Origin of the sequence: Pseudomonas sp. NPDC047961 (assembly GCF_050272435.1) — a bacterium.
Lineage (GTDB): Bacteria > Pseudomonadota > Gammaproteobacteria > Pseudomonadales > Pseudomonadaceae > Stutzerimonas.
In genome coordinates this window covers 80,977-97,198 of the sequence record NZ_JBNNMD010000003.1, presented here as the reverse complement: position 1 = coordinate 97,198, position 16,222 = coordinate 80,977, and the positions used below count along the sequence as shown (strand labels likewise).

Here is a 16,222-nt window from a genome sequence, read left to right as displayed (position 1 = left end):
TCGGCTGCACAACCGTTGTGCGATGAGCGCCATTTCGGGGCAGTGCTTTGGTGAATGTCTTTTCCCTCACGGCGGCTGCTAGGCTTGGCCGGCAAAACTTCGAGGAGTGATCGATGCCCGTTATTGCCACCCTGACCCTGAACCCGGCAATGGATCTGTCCGTCAGCACTGCGCGGGTGACCAGCACCGAGAAGTTGCGCTGCTCGCTGCCGCGCCATGACCCGGGCGGCGGAGGGATAAATGTCGCGCGGGTGGTCGATACGCTGGGGGGCGATGCGGTGGCCATCTATCCCGCAGGCGGTCCGTTCGGTGATCTGCTCACGCGTGCGCTGGATCAGCTGCGCCTGGCGCACCACCCCGTTCCGATCGTTGGCGACACGCGTGAAAGTTTCACGGTGGACGAGTTCGAGACTGGGCTGCAGTACCGTTTCGTGCTGCCTGGCCCTTCCTTGTCCTCAGATGAGCGGACCCGCTGCCTCGACGCATTGGCCTCGCTGGATCCAGCGCCGAGGTATCTGGTGCTGAGCGGGAGCTTTCCGCCGGCTGTGGCGCTTACGTTCTACGATGATCTGCTCAGACTGACGCGGCGCATCGGTGCCAGGCTGGTCGTCGACCTGTCCGGCGAGCCCCTGGCCTACGCTGCACGCCGGGGCGGTGCATACCTGCTGAAACCGAGCCTCAACGAGCTGTCGACTCTGGTGGGTCGCGCGATCACGAGCGAAGTGGAACAGGAGCAAGCGCTACGCGGCCTGATGGCGAGCGGTTGTGCGCAAATAATTGTGCTCTCGCTGGGCGCGGAAGGGGCGCTGGTGGCCTATGGCGAGCAGCTACACCGGCTGCGCTCGCCACAGGTCCCAGTCGTCAGTGCGGTGGGCGCCGGCGACAGTATGCTCGGTGCAATTGTGCTGGCGCTGGCCGAAGGGCGCGGCATTGACGAGGCTGTGCGCTTCGGTATCGCCGCCGGGAGCGCAACCGTGATGCGCCCCGGTACCGAACTCTGCCATCGCGAGGATGTGCAGCGACTGCTGCAGCTCGGCGATGGCGAATGTTGGGCTAATTGATCCGGTTGACCCGCGGGAATTTCGCGGCAAATGCGTCAGGCATGGCGACGACACGGCTTTGCGAATAGTCGTAAAAAACGAAGCCGGATTTGGCCATGGCAATCAGGGTGCCATCGGCCGGCCGGGTAATACGGAAGGTGATGTCGCCGCCGTACTTGTTGAAATCCATGACGCCGACCTCGAACAACAAGGCATCCCGTGCATGGGCTTCGGCTTTGTAGGTGGTGGCCAGGTCGGTGACGATAATTCCACCACCGTCCTTGTTGGTCTCTGCGATGCCATAGGCAAACAGGAAGCGCGCGCGGGCCTCTGAAATCATCGAGATCATCGAGTCGTTCGCCAGATGGTTGCCGGCGTTGATATCGGTGATACGTACCGTCAGTTGGGTGGTGAAACAGAACTGGTCTTCTGGGAACTGCAGGGTCAGACGGGCCATGGTGCTCTCGTGGACTGGATGCGTGGCGCCGGTTCAGCGCAACGTGCGGGACGCGGATTGTACGCGTCCGCCGAGCAGGCCCAAGTCCGACAATCGTCTCAAGTGGCTGCGCCCTTTGCTGTCATACCCATTAAGCGATGCTATGGCGAATACCCTGCAGGCGCTCATCAATAATCGGCGTGATCAACGCGTAGCATTCGGCCGGCGCGAGGTTGATTCGCGGCGCATTGATCAGGTTCTGCTCCAGGTGTTCGATGAGGCTGCTCAGCGTCTTGCCGCCAATCGGGTCGGCCAGTCGCTGGCACAGGTAACGCATTTGGATCTGCATATCCAGCGGGCAGGTGTCGAAATTGGCCGCACGCACCGCGAGGCCGCGCAACCGGCCAAGGTCTTCCAGTGCGCGGCAGGCTTCGCATAGGCCGGTGACCTGTGGATTGCCCTGGTAGGCCAGGCGCAGCTCCAGTACGTGAATGCTCTCGAGCACCTGTTCGATGAGGATGCAGTGCGGCTCGAAGTCGGCCGGGTTCTGGCGAACCTGCTGCCACAGCACGCGCATCGCGGGGCGGTTTTCGTCGCCATTCCATTCCTGCCAGAGCCGGTCGAGCCGGCCAGCCACTTCCAGGCGCTGCGTTGCTGCCGAGGCATCCCGTTGACCACCGAGGCCGCGATGCTTCTGGACGAACTGTAGAACTTCCAGCGCCTGCTGCAGCGCCTGGACGTCGGTGGTGCTGATTCGCTTGCGATGCCGCTCGGCCGCGACGCGGCTCAGATGGTTGCCAAGCAGGACCAGGCAGGCGGCCAGGGTCAGGGCGATTGATACTTCCATGGTCAGGCTTCCGTACGGCTGAGGCGGGTGAGATAGAGGGTCAGGCTGTGCAGTTCTTCGGCCTGGGCGCGCTGCTGATCGACGCCTGTTTCGACGTGCTCGAGCTGGACGCGGAGCAGGTGATTGCTGTTGCGCTGCTCATCGAGGGCCGCATGCAAATGGTCGAGCTCGGCCAGGCTCTGCTGACTGCGTCGCGCCAACTGATCGAGTTCGGTCGCCAACGCGCTGCTCTGCTGGCCGCTTTGCTCGAGCAACTGCTGATGCTGAATGACCTCGACTTCCACACGGCGGACAGCAGCGCCTGTGGTTGCAACCACACGGGTGATGTCTTGGGCGGCGCGGTCGCTGGTCAGCGCCAACTGACGAACCTCGTCAGCGACGACTGCAAAGCCGCGGCCATGCTCGCCGGCGCGCGCGGCTTCGATCGAGGCATTCAGGGCGAGCAGCTGGGTTTGTTTGGCGACGTTCTGGATGCTTAACGCGGCATTGCCCACCGCTGCGGTGTCCTGAAGCAGCTGGCCGACCGCATCGGCGGTGCGTTGCATGCTTTCGCGGACATCGCTCATCGAATGGCTGACAGTCAGAGCGCGGTCGCGACCGGCTTGGCTGTCACGATGGGTTTCGGCAAAGGCCTGCATGGCTTGCTGGCCCAGCGTGTCGACACGCGCGAGGTTGTCGCTCAGCGCTTTGCTGGCGTCACTGATTGCCAGGACGCGCTGACCCTGGTCGATGCTGCTGTGCTCGGCTGCACCGGCCATGCGCTCCAGAGCATCACTGGCGAATTGCACCTCGCTGCGCAGACGTTCGCTGCGCAGCGACTGGGCACTGAAAGCAGCGACCAGATCCTCGCGCGGCTCGCTGAGGCGCTGTTGCCGGCCAAGCAGCCTCAACAGGTGGTCGCTATGACGCTGGCTTGCGCGCCGTTTGCGCTGCTGGCCGAGCTGCATGCCTCCGGCAAGGCAACCGAGCGTCAGCGACAGCAGCGGCTGCTGCCAGAGGGCTGCGAGACAGGCGCCCGCCCAGGCCGCAAGCAGCAGCCAGTCCAGGTGCTGGTTTACCGCAGTGCCTGGCTCCGCTTTGCAGGCTTCTGCCGTCTGGCTGGTACCGATCAATGCTCTGTCCATGTCGTTGATTCCGGTTCGATTTGCTGAGGGCTGTGCGAGCTCGAACTGAACACGCTTCGCGAGCAACCTCGTTGATACGAAAAGTGCCGGTGCGGCGCGCCATGCAAGGCAAAGCTGAGCCGTGTGGCGGTCATGCCGCGGGCCGCTGCTGGCGTTGATAGAGGAACTCGAGGACTTGCGCGCGGTAAGCGTGATACTGAGCGTCGTGTGCCAACGTCATGCGGTTGCGTGGATGCGGGAGCTCAACACGCAGAATGTCGCCGATGGTGGCCGAGGGGCCATTGGTCATCATCACTATGCGGTCGGAGAGCAGGACGGCCTCGTCGACGTCATGGGTGATCATGATCACCGTGTTACCGAGGTCGGCGTGGATTTCCATCAGCGAGTCCTGCAGGTGCGCACGAGTCAGCGCATCGAGCGCGCCGAAGGGCTCGTCCATCAGCAATACCTTGGGTTGCATGGCCAGCGCGCGGGCGATGCCGATGCGCTGCTTCATGCCGCCGGAGATCTCGCTGGGGCGCTTGTCACGGGCGTGGGTCATGTGCACCAGTTCGAGGTTGTGCTCGATCCAGTCGCGCATTTCACGTCTGCTCTTCTGGCCCTTGAAGACCTGGCGCACCGCCAGTTCGACGTTCTCATAGCAGGACAACCAGGGCAGCAAGCTGTGGTTCTGGAACACCACGGCGCGTTCCGGGCCGGGCTCGTTGACCTCTCGGCCGTCGAGGATCACGCCGCCGGTGGTGGCCTGATAGAGGCCAGCGACGATGTTCAGCACCGTCGACTTGCCGCAGCCCGAGTGGCCGATCAGCGAAACAAATTCGCCCTTGGCGATGCGCAAATTGACGTTCTGCAGGGCGCAGTAGAGGCCTTTGTCGGTGGGGAAGCTGATACCGACGCCGGTGAGTTCGAGATGGGTAGGGTTCATCGTGGTTTCCTCAGCGCAGGTCTGCGTTTTTGTCCCAGCTCACGCGGCGCTGGAGCATCAGCATGATGCGATCCAGGGCGAAGCCGATCAGGCCAATGACGATCACCGCGACCATGATTCGGCCGAGGGAGTTGGAGCTGCCGTTCTGGAACTCGTCCCAGATGAATTTGCCGAGGCCGGGGTTCTGCGCCAGCATTTCCGCGGCGATCAGCACCATCCAGCCGGTCGCCAGCGACAGCCGCAGGCCGGTGAAAATCATCGGAATGGCAGCGGGCAGGACGATGCGACGCACGTGGCTAAGTGGTGACAGACGCAGCACGCGGCTGACGTTCTGCAGATCCTTATCGAGGTTGGCGACGCCCACCGTGGTGTTGATCACCGTGGGCCACAGGCAGCACAGCGCGACGGTGATGGCCGAGGTGACGAAGGATTTCGCCATCAGCGGGTCGTCACTGACATAGACGGCGCTGACCACCATGGTCACCAGAGGCAGCCAGGCCAGCGGCGACACCGGCTTGAAGATCTGGATCAGCGGATTGACGGCGCTGTACACCGTCTTGCTCAGGCCGCAGACGATGCCCAGTGGCACGGCTATCAGGGAGGCGATGGCAAAGCCGGTCATCACCGTGTAGAGGCTGGTGAAGATCTGCTCGAAGAAGGTCGGCTTGCCGGTGTAAGAGCGAATCTTCACCTCGGCGTCAGGGTTCTTCGCCAGTTTCGCGGCGTTGCGTTCCTCTTGGCGCAGGTAGAACGCGTCGGCTTTCTCCCGCGATTGAAGATGCGCATCGACCAGCCCGTTGAACTGCTCGGCTACTTGGCTGGGCCCTGGAAACTGGCCGAGGCTAGTCTGGATATTGGTCGCCACCAGCTGCCAGAACAGCAGGAAGGCCAGAATGCCCACCAGCGGCATGATTACCTGCGGCAGCCAGCGCTTGAGCCGGGCCTGACGGCCGGCCTCGAGCGTTTGCTTGATGTTTTTTGCGACGGCTGGATTGCTCATCGACGTGTCCTCTCCGGGTATCGGGAGCCGCTACGGCTCCCTGGTGGCGGGATCAGAGGGTGGTATCGCCTTTCAGGCCGATCGCGAACTGTTCGAGATAGGCGTTGGGCGTGTGGCCGTCGTAGGTGATGCCATCAATGGTGTCGGCCAGCGGCTCGCGGATGCCGTCTTCATCGGCTGCGGGAAAATCCTCGGCGCTGAGCAGGCCGTCTTCGATCAGCGCGGCGGCGGCTTCGCGGTAGATGTCGGGGCGATAAACTTGCTTGGCGGTCTCCATGTACCAGCTGTCCGGCTTGGCTTCGGCGATCTGGCCCCAGCGGCGCATCTGCGTCAGGTACCAGATGGCGTCGGAGTAATAGGGGTAGGTGGCGTGGTAGCGGAAGAAGACGTTGAAGTCCGGCACCTCGCGCTTGTCGCCTTTTTCGAACTCGAAGGTGCCGGTCATGGAATTGGCGATGACCTTGGCATCGGCACCCACATATTCGGGGCGTGAGAGGATCTCCACCGCTTCCTGGCGGTTGGCGTTGTTGTTTTCATCAAGCCACTTGCCGGCGCGGATCAGCGCCTTGACCAGCCGCTTGTGAGTTTCCGGGTTTGCTTGAGCCCAGGCCTTGGAGACGCCGAAGACCTTTTCCGACATGTTCTTGCGAATCGCGTAATCGGCCACCACCGGCACGCCGATACCCTTGAACACCGCCTGCTGGTTCCACGGCTCGCCGACGCTGTAGCCATGGATGGTGCCGGCTTCCATAGTCGAAGGCATCTGTGGCGGCGGAGTGACCGAGAGCAATGCCTGGGCATCGATCTGGCCGCTGATGTCGCCCTTGTTCGGTGCGTAGTAGCCGGGATGAATGCCGCCAGCGGCGAGCCAGTAGCGCAGCTCGTAGTTGTGCGTGGAGACCGGGAAGACCATGCCCAGGTTGAACGACTTGCCACTGGCGTTGAGCTGCTCGATCACAGGTTTCAGCGCGTCGGCCTTGATCGGGTGCTGCGGTTTGCCATCGACCATGGGCACGTTGGGTTTCATCTGCTCCCAGACGGCGTTAGACATCGTGATGGCATTGCCATTGAGGTCCATGGTGAAGGCCGTAATGATGTCGGCCTTGGTGCCAAAGCCGATGGTGGCGCCGATCGGCTGGCCAGAGAGCATGTGCGCGCCGTCCAGCTCGCCATCGATCACGCGGTCCAGCAGCACCTTCCAGTTGGCTTGAGCTTCGAGCGTGACATAGAGGCCTTCATCTTCGAAAAAGCCCTTTTCGTAAGCAATGGCCAGGGGCGCCATGTCGGTGAGCTTGATGAAGCCAAGCTTCAGTTCTTCTTTCTCGGGTTCGGCAGCCCAAGCGGTCATCGGTACCAATTGCAGCAGGGCAGAGCATCCGAGGCTGGCAACCAGTGTTTTCAGCAGCGTACGGCGAGTCTTGCGCATGATTCTTCCCTCAATCGCGAAACGAAAAAAAGGCGTAACGGACGCACCCTCTGCATGAGCAGAGCGAGCACCGTTGACGCCTTTGTCAATTCGTCCCGATCACCGCCGTTGGCGACCCGAAGACGTGGTGCTGGAGGGATTGCAAGGGGCTTGCCAGTTCGCGCAATGCCGGGATATGCAGCGGCTAAAAATAAAAAAGCTACATCAATACAATGGCTTGCGGATCGAGCCAGTCATGGGCGGGTTGCAGCCGTCTCGGCACGCTGCAACTCGGTTCGGCGCGATAGGCGTGCAGCCAGCGCACCCCTTGGCTCCGTTTTGGTTCGTTTGAACCGAACGCAGGTGTGCTGCTCATCGAGGCGAAAAGTGGGCTTGGCTGTCTAGGCGTTGTTGCGGGGGCGAGGGCAGTGCGGTTCGGCCCAGAACCGCGTGGTTTGAGAAGCGAACAAATCCGCTACGAGGGACGCATAGTGCAAGCCTCAGCACTGGGCCCTTAACTGACACCTAGTATGGTCTTGCACGGCCGAATTTATCCGGCCATTTGGCTAGGCTAACGCTAGGAGAGGGCCGAAACGCCGCTGCAGGTTACTGCCCCAGCAGGTCGTTCATCGCAATGATCTGTTCAGCCACCTGAATCAGCTTTTGCTGGCGGCTCATGGCCTGGCGGCGCATCAGGGTGTAGGCCTCTTCCTCGTTGCAGCTGCGCATCTTCATCAGCATGCCCTTGGCGAGTTCGATGCGCTTGCGCTCGACCAGTTGCTGGTCGCGCGCGTGCAGTTGCGCACGGATCGCCTGGTCACTTTCGAAGCGGGCCATGGCCACGTCGAGGATCGGTTTCAGGCGCTGGGCCTGGATGCCCTCGACGATATAGGCGCTGACGCCGGCGCGAATGGCCTGGCGCATGGCGTTGGGGTTGTTGTCGTCGGTGAACATGACGATGGGCCGCGGCTGGTCACGGCTGACCATCACCACTTGTTCCATTACGTCGCGGCCGGGGGAGTCGGTGTCGATCAGCACCACATCGGGGCGAATCGCTTCGACCCGTTCGGGCAGGTCGATGGTCAGACCGGATTCCTCTATCACTTCGAAACCGGCTTCGATCAGAGCGCTGCGCAAACGGCCGACCTTGCGCGGGGTATCGTCGATCAGGAGAACGCGAAGCATGACAGTCTCCCTTTTCAAGGCTTGGGGCGCAGTGCGGTGTCAGCCAGTGCATGCAACGCAAAGCTGCGTGCGTAACCCGCCGGATCGCTGCCATCCCAGCGACTGCCGTCCATGAGAATGGCGTTGCGCATGGGTGAGTCGGGCACAGGGATGTTCAAGGCAGTCGCCGCGTCACGGTAGAGGCTGGTCTGCTGCACGCTTTGCGCCACGGCGAGGTAATCCGGATCTTCGCGCAGCAGGCCCCAACGGCGTAGCTGAGTCATGAACCAGAGGCCGTCGGAGTAGTAGGGCATGTTCACTTCGCCGTTGCCAAAGAAGCGCAGCGGGTGCTTGTCCAGCCAGGCATGGCCGAGGCCGTCTTCATATTGACCGAGAAAGCGCGGCTCGATGGCCGCAACGGGCGCATCGACATAGTCGCTACCGGCGATCAGCTGTGCGGTGCTGCGGCGGTTTTCCTGGCTCTCGTCTATGAAACGGCTGGCCTCGAGGATGGCCATGACCAGCGCACGGGCGGTATTGGGGTACTGATCGACGAATTCGCGCGTGCAGCCGAGCACTTTTTCCGGATGGTCCGGCCAGATCGATTGGCTGGTCGCGATGGTGAAGCCCATGTCTTCTTCAATGGCCTGCGCCCCCCAGGGCTCGCCGGCGCAGAAGCCATCGATGCGACGCGCCCGTAAATGGGCCACCATCAGGGACGGCGGCACCACCAGCGTGCGCACGTCGGCCAGCGGGTGAATGCCGTAGGCGGCCAGCCAGTAGTAGAGCCAGAGTGCATGAGTACCGGTTGGAAATGTCTGCGCGAGGGTGAGTTTTGCACCACTCTGGCGCACGCATCTGCCGAGCGCATCGGGATCGGTCACGCCGGCGGCCTTCAGCTCACGGGAGAGGCTGATGCTCTGACCGTTTTGCGCCAGCCCCATCAGCACGGCCATGTCCTTCGGTGCACTGCCTCCTATGCCCAGATGCACGGCGTATATCAGCCCGTAAAGCCCATGAGCGGCATCCAGCTCGCCTTCAACGAGTTTGTCTCGCACGCTGGACCAGGAACTCTGCCGTTGCAGGTTGAGCGTGAGGCCGTAGGGCTGGGCAAAGCCCTGGGTGGCGGCGACGACCAGTGATGCAGCATCGGTCAACGCCATGAACCCAAGGTTCACGACATGCTTTTCTGGCGCGTCGCTGCCGGCGACCCAGGCTTTGGCGTCAGGGCGGAGCGAAGGGGTGGGATCGGTCATGCTGAGGGGAACCTTTGCCATACGAAGCGCACACCGTCCGGAAGGGGTTCGGTGCGAGCCGGGATACCTGACTCAGGTTTAGCAAGCCACATGCCAAGCGCAGGACACGACGCGTCTATCTAGTCGACGCACGAACCAGCGGCAGCGGCGAATGGACTGGCCGTAACCCCGGAACTGGGACCCCCAATTCAGCGCGGGTACAACGGCGGCAGTGCGCTGGCTTCCCGTTCTGCATCGCCAGCCTGTCTTGCCGGCAGGCTCTGAATGGCCTGCCACAAGGCTTCGCCTTGCCAGCGTTGACCGGTCTCGCTGTACAGCGCACCGTTTAGCCCGTCGAGTGCGTCGGACAGCGGCTCGAAGCGCGCCGCCATATCGGCCAGCGTCTCGGGCTGCTGACGCGCCCAGGCATCAAGTGCATGGCGGGTAGCCTGGGTGTCATTGGCCAGGCAGGCCCGTTTCAGGTCATCGAGCAGGCTGCGCGGGGTCGGGCCGGTCTGCACGGTACGGATCACCGCAGGCTGGCTACGCGCATGCAGCCACAGGCCAAAACCGAGCAGGGTGGTCAGCGCAAGCAAGGCGCTGCTCAGCTGCCAGGGCCACAGCCGACGCGCTTCACGCAGTTCAGGCACCTCTGGCGTGTCGATGTCGGGCTGTTGAAGGTTCGGGTTGTCGGCGACCAGCAGGTTCCGTCCAGGCAGAGTGCTGCGCTCCAGGCGATCGTCAAGGGTGTTCCACCAGACCACTTCAACGGGCGGGAGCTGGAAATCACCGGTGCGCGTCGCGACCAGGGCTTCGCGCTGCTCGCGACTGCCGCTGACGCCGTTGGCGGTGATTTCGTTGTTCAGGGTCGGCTGGTCGGGGTAGCTGCGCAGGCCTGGAACCTCGGTCGAGCCGATGGGTGGCAGCTGGCTACTGGTCAATCCGTCCGCTTTCAGCAAAAGGCTGCGGGTCAGGGCTTCACCCAGTTGAGCGTCCGCCGGCTCCGGACTCCAGGCTTCGACCAGCGTCAGGCTCCGGGCAGGCAGCCAGGGGACGCCGGCGGGATACTCAGCTGGCTTGGCTTTGACCGTCAACGGTATGGTGGGAGATTTCACCTGGGTCGAACGCCCGAATCTGGAGCCGTACTGATCACCGGTCGCCGGTGCGACCGTGGTGGCGCTGAACAGCTGTGCGGGGATCGTCAGCTCGCCGCTCTTCTGCGGAAACAGCGCATAGCGGATTTCGATCACGCCGTGGCGAACCCCATTGATGTCTTTTTCATAGGTGCGGGGTTCGCCCAGTCGCTCCACCAGCGCGTCGCTCATTTGCAGCGGGGACAAGGTGCTGTCGTCGTAGAGCGATACGGAATGGTAGATACGCAGGGTCAGCAGCACCTGTGCCTGCACATAGGCCACATCCTGATCGAGGCTGGCGTCGATGAAAATTGGAGCAAGAAGGTCGCTATCTCCGGCGCTGGGCTCGGTGACATGCAAGGTGATGGGTTCGCTACGGGCATCGCCGAGTTGCAGAGGCGGAATGACGACATAGCCGGTCTGCAGTGGCTGGAGCGTAACCTGCCATTGGGTTATCGCCTTCGCCTCGCCATTGGCGCCGGCAAGCTGGTTGCTCTGGCGAGTACCGGACACCTTGAAAAGCCCGTCGAGCGGCTGCAAGTCGGGCTTGCCAAAGGCGGTGCCGTCGGCCGTTTCCAGAGTGAGTTCGACCGTTTCGTCCAGGCTCAATTCGGTGCGGTCGACCCGAGCGAGCAAGGTTGCCGCGTTCGTCTGCAGGCCCAGCAGGAGCAGAAACACCAATGTCATCCAGCGCATCATCGATTCAATTCCTGCCGTTTGCGTTGTTCATAAAGAAACTTGCGCCTTAGCAGCTCGCCGGGATCGTCCGGAATCTTGCGCAGCCACTGGTCCATTGCCTGATCCTGCTCGGGATCGACAGGCACTTGCTGGGCTTGTGCTATCTGCTGCTCGGTCGCTTCTGAGTTGGACTCGGGAGGGGCCTCGTTCTGTGTTTCGCTCGACACCTCGCCCGCTTGGCTTGGCGGGGCCTGCGTCGTGGCTTGATCCGTCGAGGCAGGCGATGCGGCTGGCCCTTTGCTTCCGCGCGCCTGCTTGTGCTGTGCGGTTTCAGGTGGCCGTTCTTGCGGTGTCGACTCGTCGGGATTGGCTTCTTCCTGAGTCTGTTGCTGGCGCAGGGCCTCTTCGACTGCGGCTTTATTACGCCGCGCAACGTCCAGTCCGGGGTCCAGTTCCAAGGCTTGCTCATAAGCCTCGATGGCGGCTTTCAGCTCATCATTGCGCGCCAAGGCATTGCCGCGGTTGTAGTGGTCGGGTGCGGAGTCGCCGTGGCTGAATTGTTCGGCGGCGCCGGCAAAGTCTCCGGCCTGGTAGCGCGCATAGCCCTGCCACTGGTGATTCTTGAAGTGTTTCGCGGCTTCGTCTGGGCGAGAAGACTCCAGTAGGCGCATGCCCTGCTGATCGGGGCGCAGCCAGAGGTCGTCAAAGCTCAGAGCGCTGGCGGGTTGCGGGACGAACAGGAAGAGTGGCAAGCAGAAAAGCCAGCCCCGTCGTCCGGCACAGGCTGCAAGCAACAACAGGGGCAGTAGCAGCCAGTAGCCTTGGTCATGCCAGGTGTCGAGACGGGTGGTCTCGTCTTGGGCCACGAGCTTGCCGTTGCGTTCGAGCAAACCGAGGTTGCGCAGGTCCGCATCATCGACTCGAGCCTGCTGATAGCGCCCGCCGATACGGCTGGCAAAACGCCGCATGGCAGTTTCGTCGAGCCGAGGAATGATGATGGCGCCTTTATCATCTTTAAGGAAACTGCCGTCCTCACGGGGAATCGGGGCGCCCTGTTCGGTGCCGATGCCGAGCAGGAGCAGCGACTGATCGCTGTCTTCGAGCAGTTGCTCGATTGCTGTGCGTTCTGGCGCGCTCAGACTGCTGCCGATCAGCAGCAAACGGCCGCGGCCGTTGGCGCCCTGCTGGAGCAGTTCGATGCCTTTCATCACCGCCAGATCAGCGCGGTAACCAGGTTCGGGCATAAGGTCGGGTTTCAATGCATCCAGAAGATTTTGCGTGGTGGCCATGTCGTTGGACAGCGGCACCAAGGTGTGAGCGCTGCCGGCGAATACCACCACCGCCGTCTGCGCGTCCTGACGGGTCTGGAGCAAATCGATGATCTTGCGTTTGGCCTGCTCCAGTCGGCTTGGGCGCACATCGGTTGCCAGCATGGCCGGGGTGGTCTCCAGCAAGATCACCAGCGGGTCCGTGCGTGACAGGCTGGGCTGCTCGACCTGTTGCCAGCTTGGCCCCAACAGCGCCAGACAGCTTAAAAGCCAGGCGGAGCCAAGCAGAAGCCAAGGGAGCTTGCTGTTACGCAGCTTGCCGCGGGTGAGCAGAACGCTATGAAAGGCTTCGGGCAACAGGCGCTGCCAGCGGCCTGTCTGGCGCTGTCGATGCCATAACCGCCACAACAGCCATATCGGTAGTGGCAATAGGATTAACCAGAACGGTCTGAGCAAGTGCGGCAGAAGTTCGCTCATGATGGCGTGCTCCGCCGGCCGAGTTGACGCAGCGACAGCGGCCAGATGCTGCGCGCGACCAGCAGCCAGCTGAACAGCAGCGCGACCCCCAGAGGCCAGGCATAGAGCGCAGTGGCCACGCGTGCCTGAGCCGGCTGTTGGGCTGCAGGTTCGAGTTGGTCGAGCGTGGTACCGACTGCTTCAAGCTCTTCATGCGTACGCGCTCGGAAATACTCGCCGCCGGTTTCATGGGCAATCGCGCGCAGGGTCGTTTCGTCCAGATCGCCGCCGGGGTTGAAACCGAAGCGATTAAGCGTGCTGTCACTCGCTTCTGCACCGATGCCGATGGTATGCACCTTGACGCCTGCCGCCGCGGCGAGGCGAGCTGTGAGCAAGGGGTCGACTTCGCCACCGTTATTTGCGCCGTCGGTAATCAGCACCAACACGCGACTTTTCGCTGGCCGTTCGCGCAGGCGCTTGACGGCTAGGCCGATGGCGTCGCCGAGGGCAGTGTTGTTCCCGGCGATGCCGATCACAGCCTCATCGAGCCAGGTGCGTACCGTTTGCCGGTCGAAGGTCAGTGGTGCCTGCAGGTAGGCCTTGCTGCCGAATAGGATCAGCCCTACGCGGTCGCCGCGCCGCTCGGCAATGAAGTCACCGAGCAGGTGTTTGACCAGTTCCAGCCGGCTGACCTCTTCGCCTTGCCATTGCATGTCCGGGTAGTCCATGGACCCGGACACGTCGACCGCGAGCAATAGGTCGCGACCATTGGTGGGAAGCGGCAGCGGTTCGCCAAGCCATTGTGGCCGCGCGGCCGCGAATACCAGCAGAAGCCAAATGAGCAGATAGGGTAGCTGCTGTCGCCAGGCGGGCAGGGCGATGGCGGCGCGGCGGCCGGCAAGGGCTTCCAGTTCGGCCAGAAAGCCAACCTTCAGCGCCGCGTCGCCGCTTTCGGATACTGGCAAAAGCCAGCGCAACAGCCAGGGCAGTGGCAACAGGAGCCAGACCCACGGCCAGGCCAGCTCAAACATGCTTGCGAATCCAGATCTGCACGGACTGCTCTAGGCCTTGGATGGCCTTGTCGTCCAGCCGGCACTCGGCGCGGTAAGCGCCTTCAACCAACACCATCCAACGCGTCAATCCGGCCGCCGGACACCGATTGTCAAGAAACGCCAGCCAGGCACGCCCGTTCAACGTATGTGGATGATCGTCCGGATAGCGTATCCGACACAGGCGTTTGAGCAGCGCATTGAGTTGCTGCAGCCAGTGGCTGGCCGGTTGGCCATTGTAGGGCTTGTCCAACTGGGCAAGTTCCAGCAGTGCAATCTGGCGCTGAGGGTCGAGGGGGTGTTCGTGTTGGGTCAAATCGCCTCGTTTCCCGCGCTGGAGTCGCTTCCATGGTCGGAATTTCAGCAGAAGAACAACGCTGAGCAGCAGGGCGGCGAGGAACCACCAGCCGGCCGCCAGGGGCCACCAACTTATAGCCGCTGGGGTAATGAGGGGTTCAAGCTCGAGGGCGTTCATCGGGGCGCGCCTTTATGCTGCCCGATGAGGTGTTCGCGCATCTGCTCAACTAGTTCACGCGAGGTATTCAGCGGCATTAACGGCAGGCGTAAACGGTCAGCCAGACGTTTCCAGCGTGCGCTGCGCGCTTCGCCTTGCAGTCGGTAGGTATGTCGCAGCGCGGCGTCATGGGTGTCCAGCTCCAGCCGTGCGCCGAACTGCGCAAAACGCAACAGTCCGGCTGCCGGTAACGCATGATCGAGTGGGTCACAGACCGGGATCAGCAGCAGGTCAACATGCCGCGCAAGCAAGGTCATCTGCTGTTCCGCGGCATCGCTCAGGGCGCGTTCGTCACAGATGATGACCGCCAGGCTACCCGGACGTAGCACTTCGCGTGCACGCCTGAGGGCCAGGCCAAAGGCCTCGGGGTCATCGGGCTGGTCGGCTTCTAGACTGGCATTGGCGCGGGCCAGGCGGTCCAACAGTTGCAGCAGGCTCTGCTTGCTGCGCCGGGGTTTGATTTCTTGCTGTTCGCCGCGCCCGAAGACGAGACCGCCGACGCGGTCGTTGTGACTTAACGCGGCCCAACCCACCAGGCTGGCGGCCTGGGCAACCACCACTGATTTGAAGGCCCGCTCGCTACCGAAGAACAACCGTGGACTTTGTTCTACGAGCAGATAGATGGGTCGTTCGCGTTCTTCATGAAACAGCTTGGTATGCGGCTCCTGTGTGCGTGCAGTGACTCGCCAATCAATGGTGCGGACATCATCACCGGCCTGGTAGATGCGCACCTGATCGAAATCCACCCCACGCCCGCGCAGCTTCGAGTGGTGCAGGCCGACCAACTGGCTGCGCCGATGCGGGCTGGTAAACAAGGGCACTTCACGGACGCGATGACGCATGTCGATAAGCTCGCCAAGGCTCACCCGGATCCCATCGTCGGGCTTCGTAGGCGCCGACCTGTCGGTGGCGGACCGCGAGGGTTGCATCAGGCCACCGCGACCACGTCGAGGATGCGCTGCAGGACGCGATCCTGATCGATACCGGCGGCTTCCGCTTCGAACGAAAGGATCAAGCGATGACGCAACACATCGAACAGCACGGCCTGAATGTCTTCAGGGCTGACGAAGTCCCGTCCAGCCAGCCAGGCATGGGCGCGGGCACAGCGATCCAGCGAGATCGAGCCGCGCGGGCTGGAGCCGTAAGCAATCCAGCCAGCCAGCTCTGCGTCGAACTTTGCGGGAGTGCGCGTCGCCATGACCAGCTGCACCAGGTATTCCTCCACCGCGTCGGCCATGTACAGGCCAAGGATTTCCTTGCGCGCGGCAAAAATTGCCTGCTGAGAAACTCGGTGCTCGGGCGCGGTTTCGCCATTGATTGCTTCACCGCGTGCCTGTTGCAGGATGCGTCGTTCCACCGAAGCGTCGGGAAAGCCCAACTTAACGTGCAGCAGGAAGCGGTCCAGCTGCGCTTCGGGCAGAGGATAGGTGCCTTCCTGTTCGATGGGATTCTGTGTGGCCATCACCAGAAAGAGTGGTGACAGATCGTAGGTGCTGCGGCCGACGCTGACCTGCCGCTCGGCCATGGCTTCGAGCAGCGCCGATTGGACCTTCGCAGGCGCTCGGTTGATTTCGTCCGCCAGCACCAGGTTGTGAAAGATGGGGCCCTGCTGGAATACGAAACTGCCGGTTTCCGGCCGGTAGATCTCGGTACCGGTGATGTCGGCTGGGAGCAGGTCGGGCGTGAACTGGATGCGATGGAATTCCGCTTCGAGGCCACCTGCAAGCTCTTTGATCGCCCTCGTCTTAGCCAGTCCCGGGGCGCCTTCGACGAGCATGTGGCCATCAGCCAGCAAGGCGATCAGCAGACGCTCGATCAGCCGTTCCTGACCAAGAATCTGAGTTGAAAGAAAGTGTCGCAACGCGACTATGGCTTCACGGTGGTCCATCGCTTGGCTCTTCTGCAGGGGCGTGTCGGGGCGGGCGCTCGACCGGCACGACTTTAATTC

At 62.5% G+C, this 16,222-nt stretch carries 15 protein-coding genes; 1 reads left to right on the top strand and 14 read right to left on the bottom strand.

The features are described 5' to 3' along the window. Window positions 1–113 precede the first annotated feature (113 nt). A complete protein-coding gene (locus ACQKIK_RS11170) occupies window positions 114–1,061 on the top strand; it encodes a 1-phosphofructokinase family hexose kinase (protein ID WP_499135984.1) in 948 nt (315 codons plus the stop codon). Here the strand turns inward: ACQKIK_RS11170 and ACQKIK_RS11165 are convergent. From ACQKIK_RS11165 to ACQKIK_RS11100, 14 genes are all read right to left on the bottom strand, one after another. Continuing rightward, window positions 1,054–1,497: a thioesterase family protein gene (locus tag ACQKIK_RS11165; RefSeq protein ID WP_045426193.1), complete on the bottom strand. Its 444-nt coding sequence runs from the start codon at window positions 1,495–1,497 to the stop codon at window positions 1,054–1,056. The genes ACQKIK_RS11170 and ACQKIK_RS11165 overlap by 8 nt on opposite strands. 130 nt (window positions 1,498–1,627) lie before the next feature. Continuing rightward, window positions 1,628–2,323 carry a hypothetical protein gene (locus ACQKIK_RS11160; RefSeq protein ID WP_499135982.1) on the bottom strand — a complete coding sequence of 232 codons (696 nt, stop codon included), beginning with the start codon at window positions 2,321–2,323 and terminating at the stop codon, window positions 1,628–1,630. 2 nt (window positions 2,324–2,325) lie between these two features. Continuing rightward, entirely contained in the window at window positions 2,326–2,868 is a 543-nt protein-coding gene (locus ACQKIK_RS11155; RefSeq protein WP_499136425.1) for a methyl-accepting chemotaxis protein, read from the bottom strand. A 709-nt stretch (window positions 2,869–3,577) separates the two neighbouring features. Beyond that, window positions 3,578–4,372, bottom strand: coding sequence for an ABC transporter ATP-binding protein (locus tag ACQKIK_RS11150; RefSeq protein WP_499135981.1), 795 nt, complete (start codon window positions 4,370–4,372; stop codon window positions 3,578–3,580). Window positions 4,373–4,382: 10 nt separating this feature from the next. Then, on the bottom strand, window positions 4,383–5,372 hold the full coding sequence (locus tag ACQKIK_RS11145) for an ABC transporter permease (protein ID WP_499135979.1): 990 nt from the start codon (window positions 5,370–5,372) through the stop codon (window positions 4,383–4,385). A gap of 52 nt (window positions 5,373–5,424) precedes the next feature. Continuing rightward, window positions 5,425–6,798, bottom strand: a complete 1,374-nt coding sequence (locus tag ACQKIK_RS11140; RefSeq protein ID WP_499135978.1) for a CmpA/NrtA family ABC transporter substrate-binding protein — start codon at window positions 6,796–6,798, stop codon at window positions 5,425–5,427. 585 nt (window positions 6,799–7,383) lie between these two features. Next, complete coding sequence (locus ACQKIK_RS11135; RefSeq protein WP_045426206.1) at window positions 7,384–7,962, bottom strand: ANTAR domain-containing response regulator; 579 nt, start codon at window positions 7,960–7,962, stop codon at window positions 7,384–7,386. Window positions 7,963–7,976: 14 nt separating this feature from the next. Continuing rightward, a complete protein-coding gene (locus ACQKIK_RS11130) occupies window positions 7,977–9,197 on the bottom strand; it encodes a CmpA/NrtA family ABC transporter substrate-binding protein (RefSeq protein WP_499135977.1) in 1,221 nt (406 codons plus the stop codon). Between the two features lie 188 nt (window positions 9,198–9,385). Further along, a complete protein-coding gene (locus ACQKIK_RS11125; protein WP_499135976.1) occupies window positions 9,386–11,008 on the bottom strand; it encodes a BatD family protein in 1,623 nt (540 codons plus the stop codon). Next, a complete protein-coding gene (locus ACQKIK_RS11120) occupies window positions 11,005–12,732 on the bottom strand; it encodes a VWA domain-containing protein (protein ID WP_499135975.1) in 1,728 nt (575 codons plus the stop codon). Before ACQKIK_RS11120 ends, ACQKIK_RS11125 begins: the two co-directional genes overlap by 4 nt. Next, window positions 12,729–13,742, bottom strand: a complete 1,014-nt coding sequence (locus tag ACQKIK_RS11115) for a VWA domain-containing protein (RefSeq protein ID WP_499135974.1) — start codon at window positions 13,740–13,742, stop codon at window positions 12,729–12,731. The genes ACQKIK_RS11120 and ACQKIK_RS11115 overlap by 4 nt, the downstream gene beginning before the upstream one ends. Next, window positions 13,735–14,235 carry a DUF4381 domain-containing protein gene (locus tag ACQKIK_RS11110; RefSeq protein WP_499135973.1) on the bottom strand — a complete coding sequence of 167 codons (501 nt, stop codon included), beginning with the start codon at window positions 14,233–14,235 and terminating at the stop codon, window positions 13,735–13,737. Before ACQKIK_RS11110 ends, ACQKIK_RS11115 begins: the two co-directional genes overlap by 8 nt. Further along, window positions 14,232–15,203: a DUF58 domain-containing protein gene (locus tag ACQKIK_RS11105; RefSeq protein ID WP_499135972.1), complete on the bottom strand. Its 972-nt coding sequence runs from the start codon at window positions 15,201–15,203 to the stop codon at window positions 14,232–14,234. Before ACQKIK_RS11105 ends, ACQKIK_RS11110 begins: the two co-directional genes overlap by 4 nt. Further along, window positions 15,203–16,162, bottom strand: a complete 960-nt coding sequence (locus ACQKIK_RS11100; protein ID WP_046162160.1) for an AAA family ATPase — start codon at window positions 16,160–16,162, stop codon at window positions 15,203–15,205. Before ACQKIK_RS11100 ends, ACQKIK_RS11105 begins: the two co-directional genes overlap by 1 nt. Window positions 16,163–16,222 lie beyond the last annotated feature (60 nt).

Bases quoted from the DNA above. Each gene is read 5' to 3' on its own strand.
- ACQKIK_RS11170 (WP_499135984.1), top strand. From the start codon at position 114: ATGCCCGTTATTGCCACCCTGACCCTGAACCCGGCAATGGATCTGTCC.
- ACQKIK_RS11165 (WP_045426193.1), bottom strand. From the start codon at position 1,497: ATGGCCCGTCTGACCCTGCAGTTCCCAGAAGACCAGTTCTGTTTCACC.
- ACQKIK_RS11160 (WP_499135982.1), bottom strand. From the start codon at position 2,323: ATGGAAGTATCAATCGCCCTGACCCTGGCCGCCTGCCTGGTCCTGCTT.
- ACQKIK_RS11155 (WP_499136425.1), bottom strand. From the start codon at position 2,868: ATGCAACGCACCGCCGATGCGGTCGGCCAGCTGCTTCAGGACACCGCA.
- ACQKIK_RS11150 (WP_499135981.1), bottom strand. From the start codon at position 4,372: ATGAACCCTACCCATCTCGAACTCACCGGCGTCGGTATCAGCTTCCCC.
- ACQKIK_RS11145 (WP_499135979.1), bottom strand. From the start codon at position 5,372: ATGAGCAATCCAGCCGTCGCAAAAAACATCAAGCAAACGCTCGAGGCC.
- ACQKIK_RS11140 (WP_499135978.1), bottom strand. From the start codon at position 6,798: ATGCGCAAGACTCGCCGTACGCTGCTGAAAACACTGGTTGCCAGCCTC.
- ACQKIK_RS11135 (WP_045426206.1), bottom strand. From the start codon at position 7,962: ATGCTTCGCGTTCTCCTGATCGACGATACCCCGCGCAAGGTCGGCCGT.
- ACQKIK_RS11130 (WP_499135977.1), bottom strand. From the start codon at position 9,197: ATGACCGATCCCACCCCTTCGCTCCGCCCTGACGCCAAAGCCTGGGTC.
- ACQKIK_RS11125 (WP_499135976.1), bottom strand. From the start codon at position 11,008: ATGATGCGCTGGATGACATTGGTGTTTCTGCTCCTGCTGGGCCTGCAG.
- ACQKIK_RS11120 (WP_499135975.1), bottom strand. From the start codon at position 12,732: ATGAGCGAACTTCTGCCGCACTTGCTCAGACCGTTCTGGTTAATCCTA.
- ACQKIK_RS11115 (WP_499135974.1), bottom strand. From the start codon at position 13,742: ATGTTTGAGCTGGCCTGGCCGTGGGTCTGGCTCCTGTTGCCACTGCCC.
- ACQKIK_RS11110 (WP_499135973.1), bottom strand. From the start codon at position 14,235: ATGAACGCCCTCGAGCTTGAACCCCTCATTACCCCAGCGGCTATAAGT.
- ACQKIK_RS11105 (WP_499135972.1), bottom strand. From the start codon at position 15,203: ATGCAACCCTCGCGGTCCGCCACCGACAGGTCGGCGCCTACGAAGCCC.
- ACQKIK_RS11100 (WP_046162160.1), bottom strand. From the start codon at position 16,162: ATGGACCACCGTGAAGCCATAGTCGCGTTGCGACACTTTCTTTCAACT.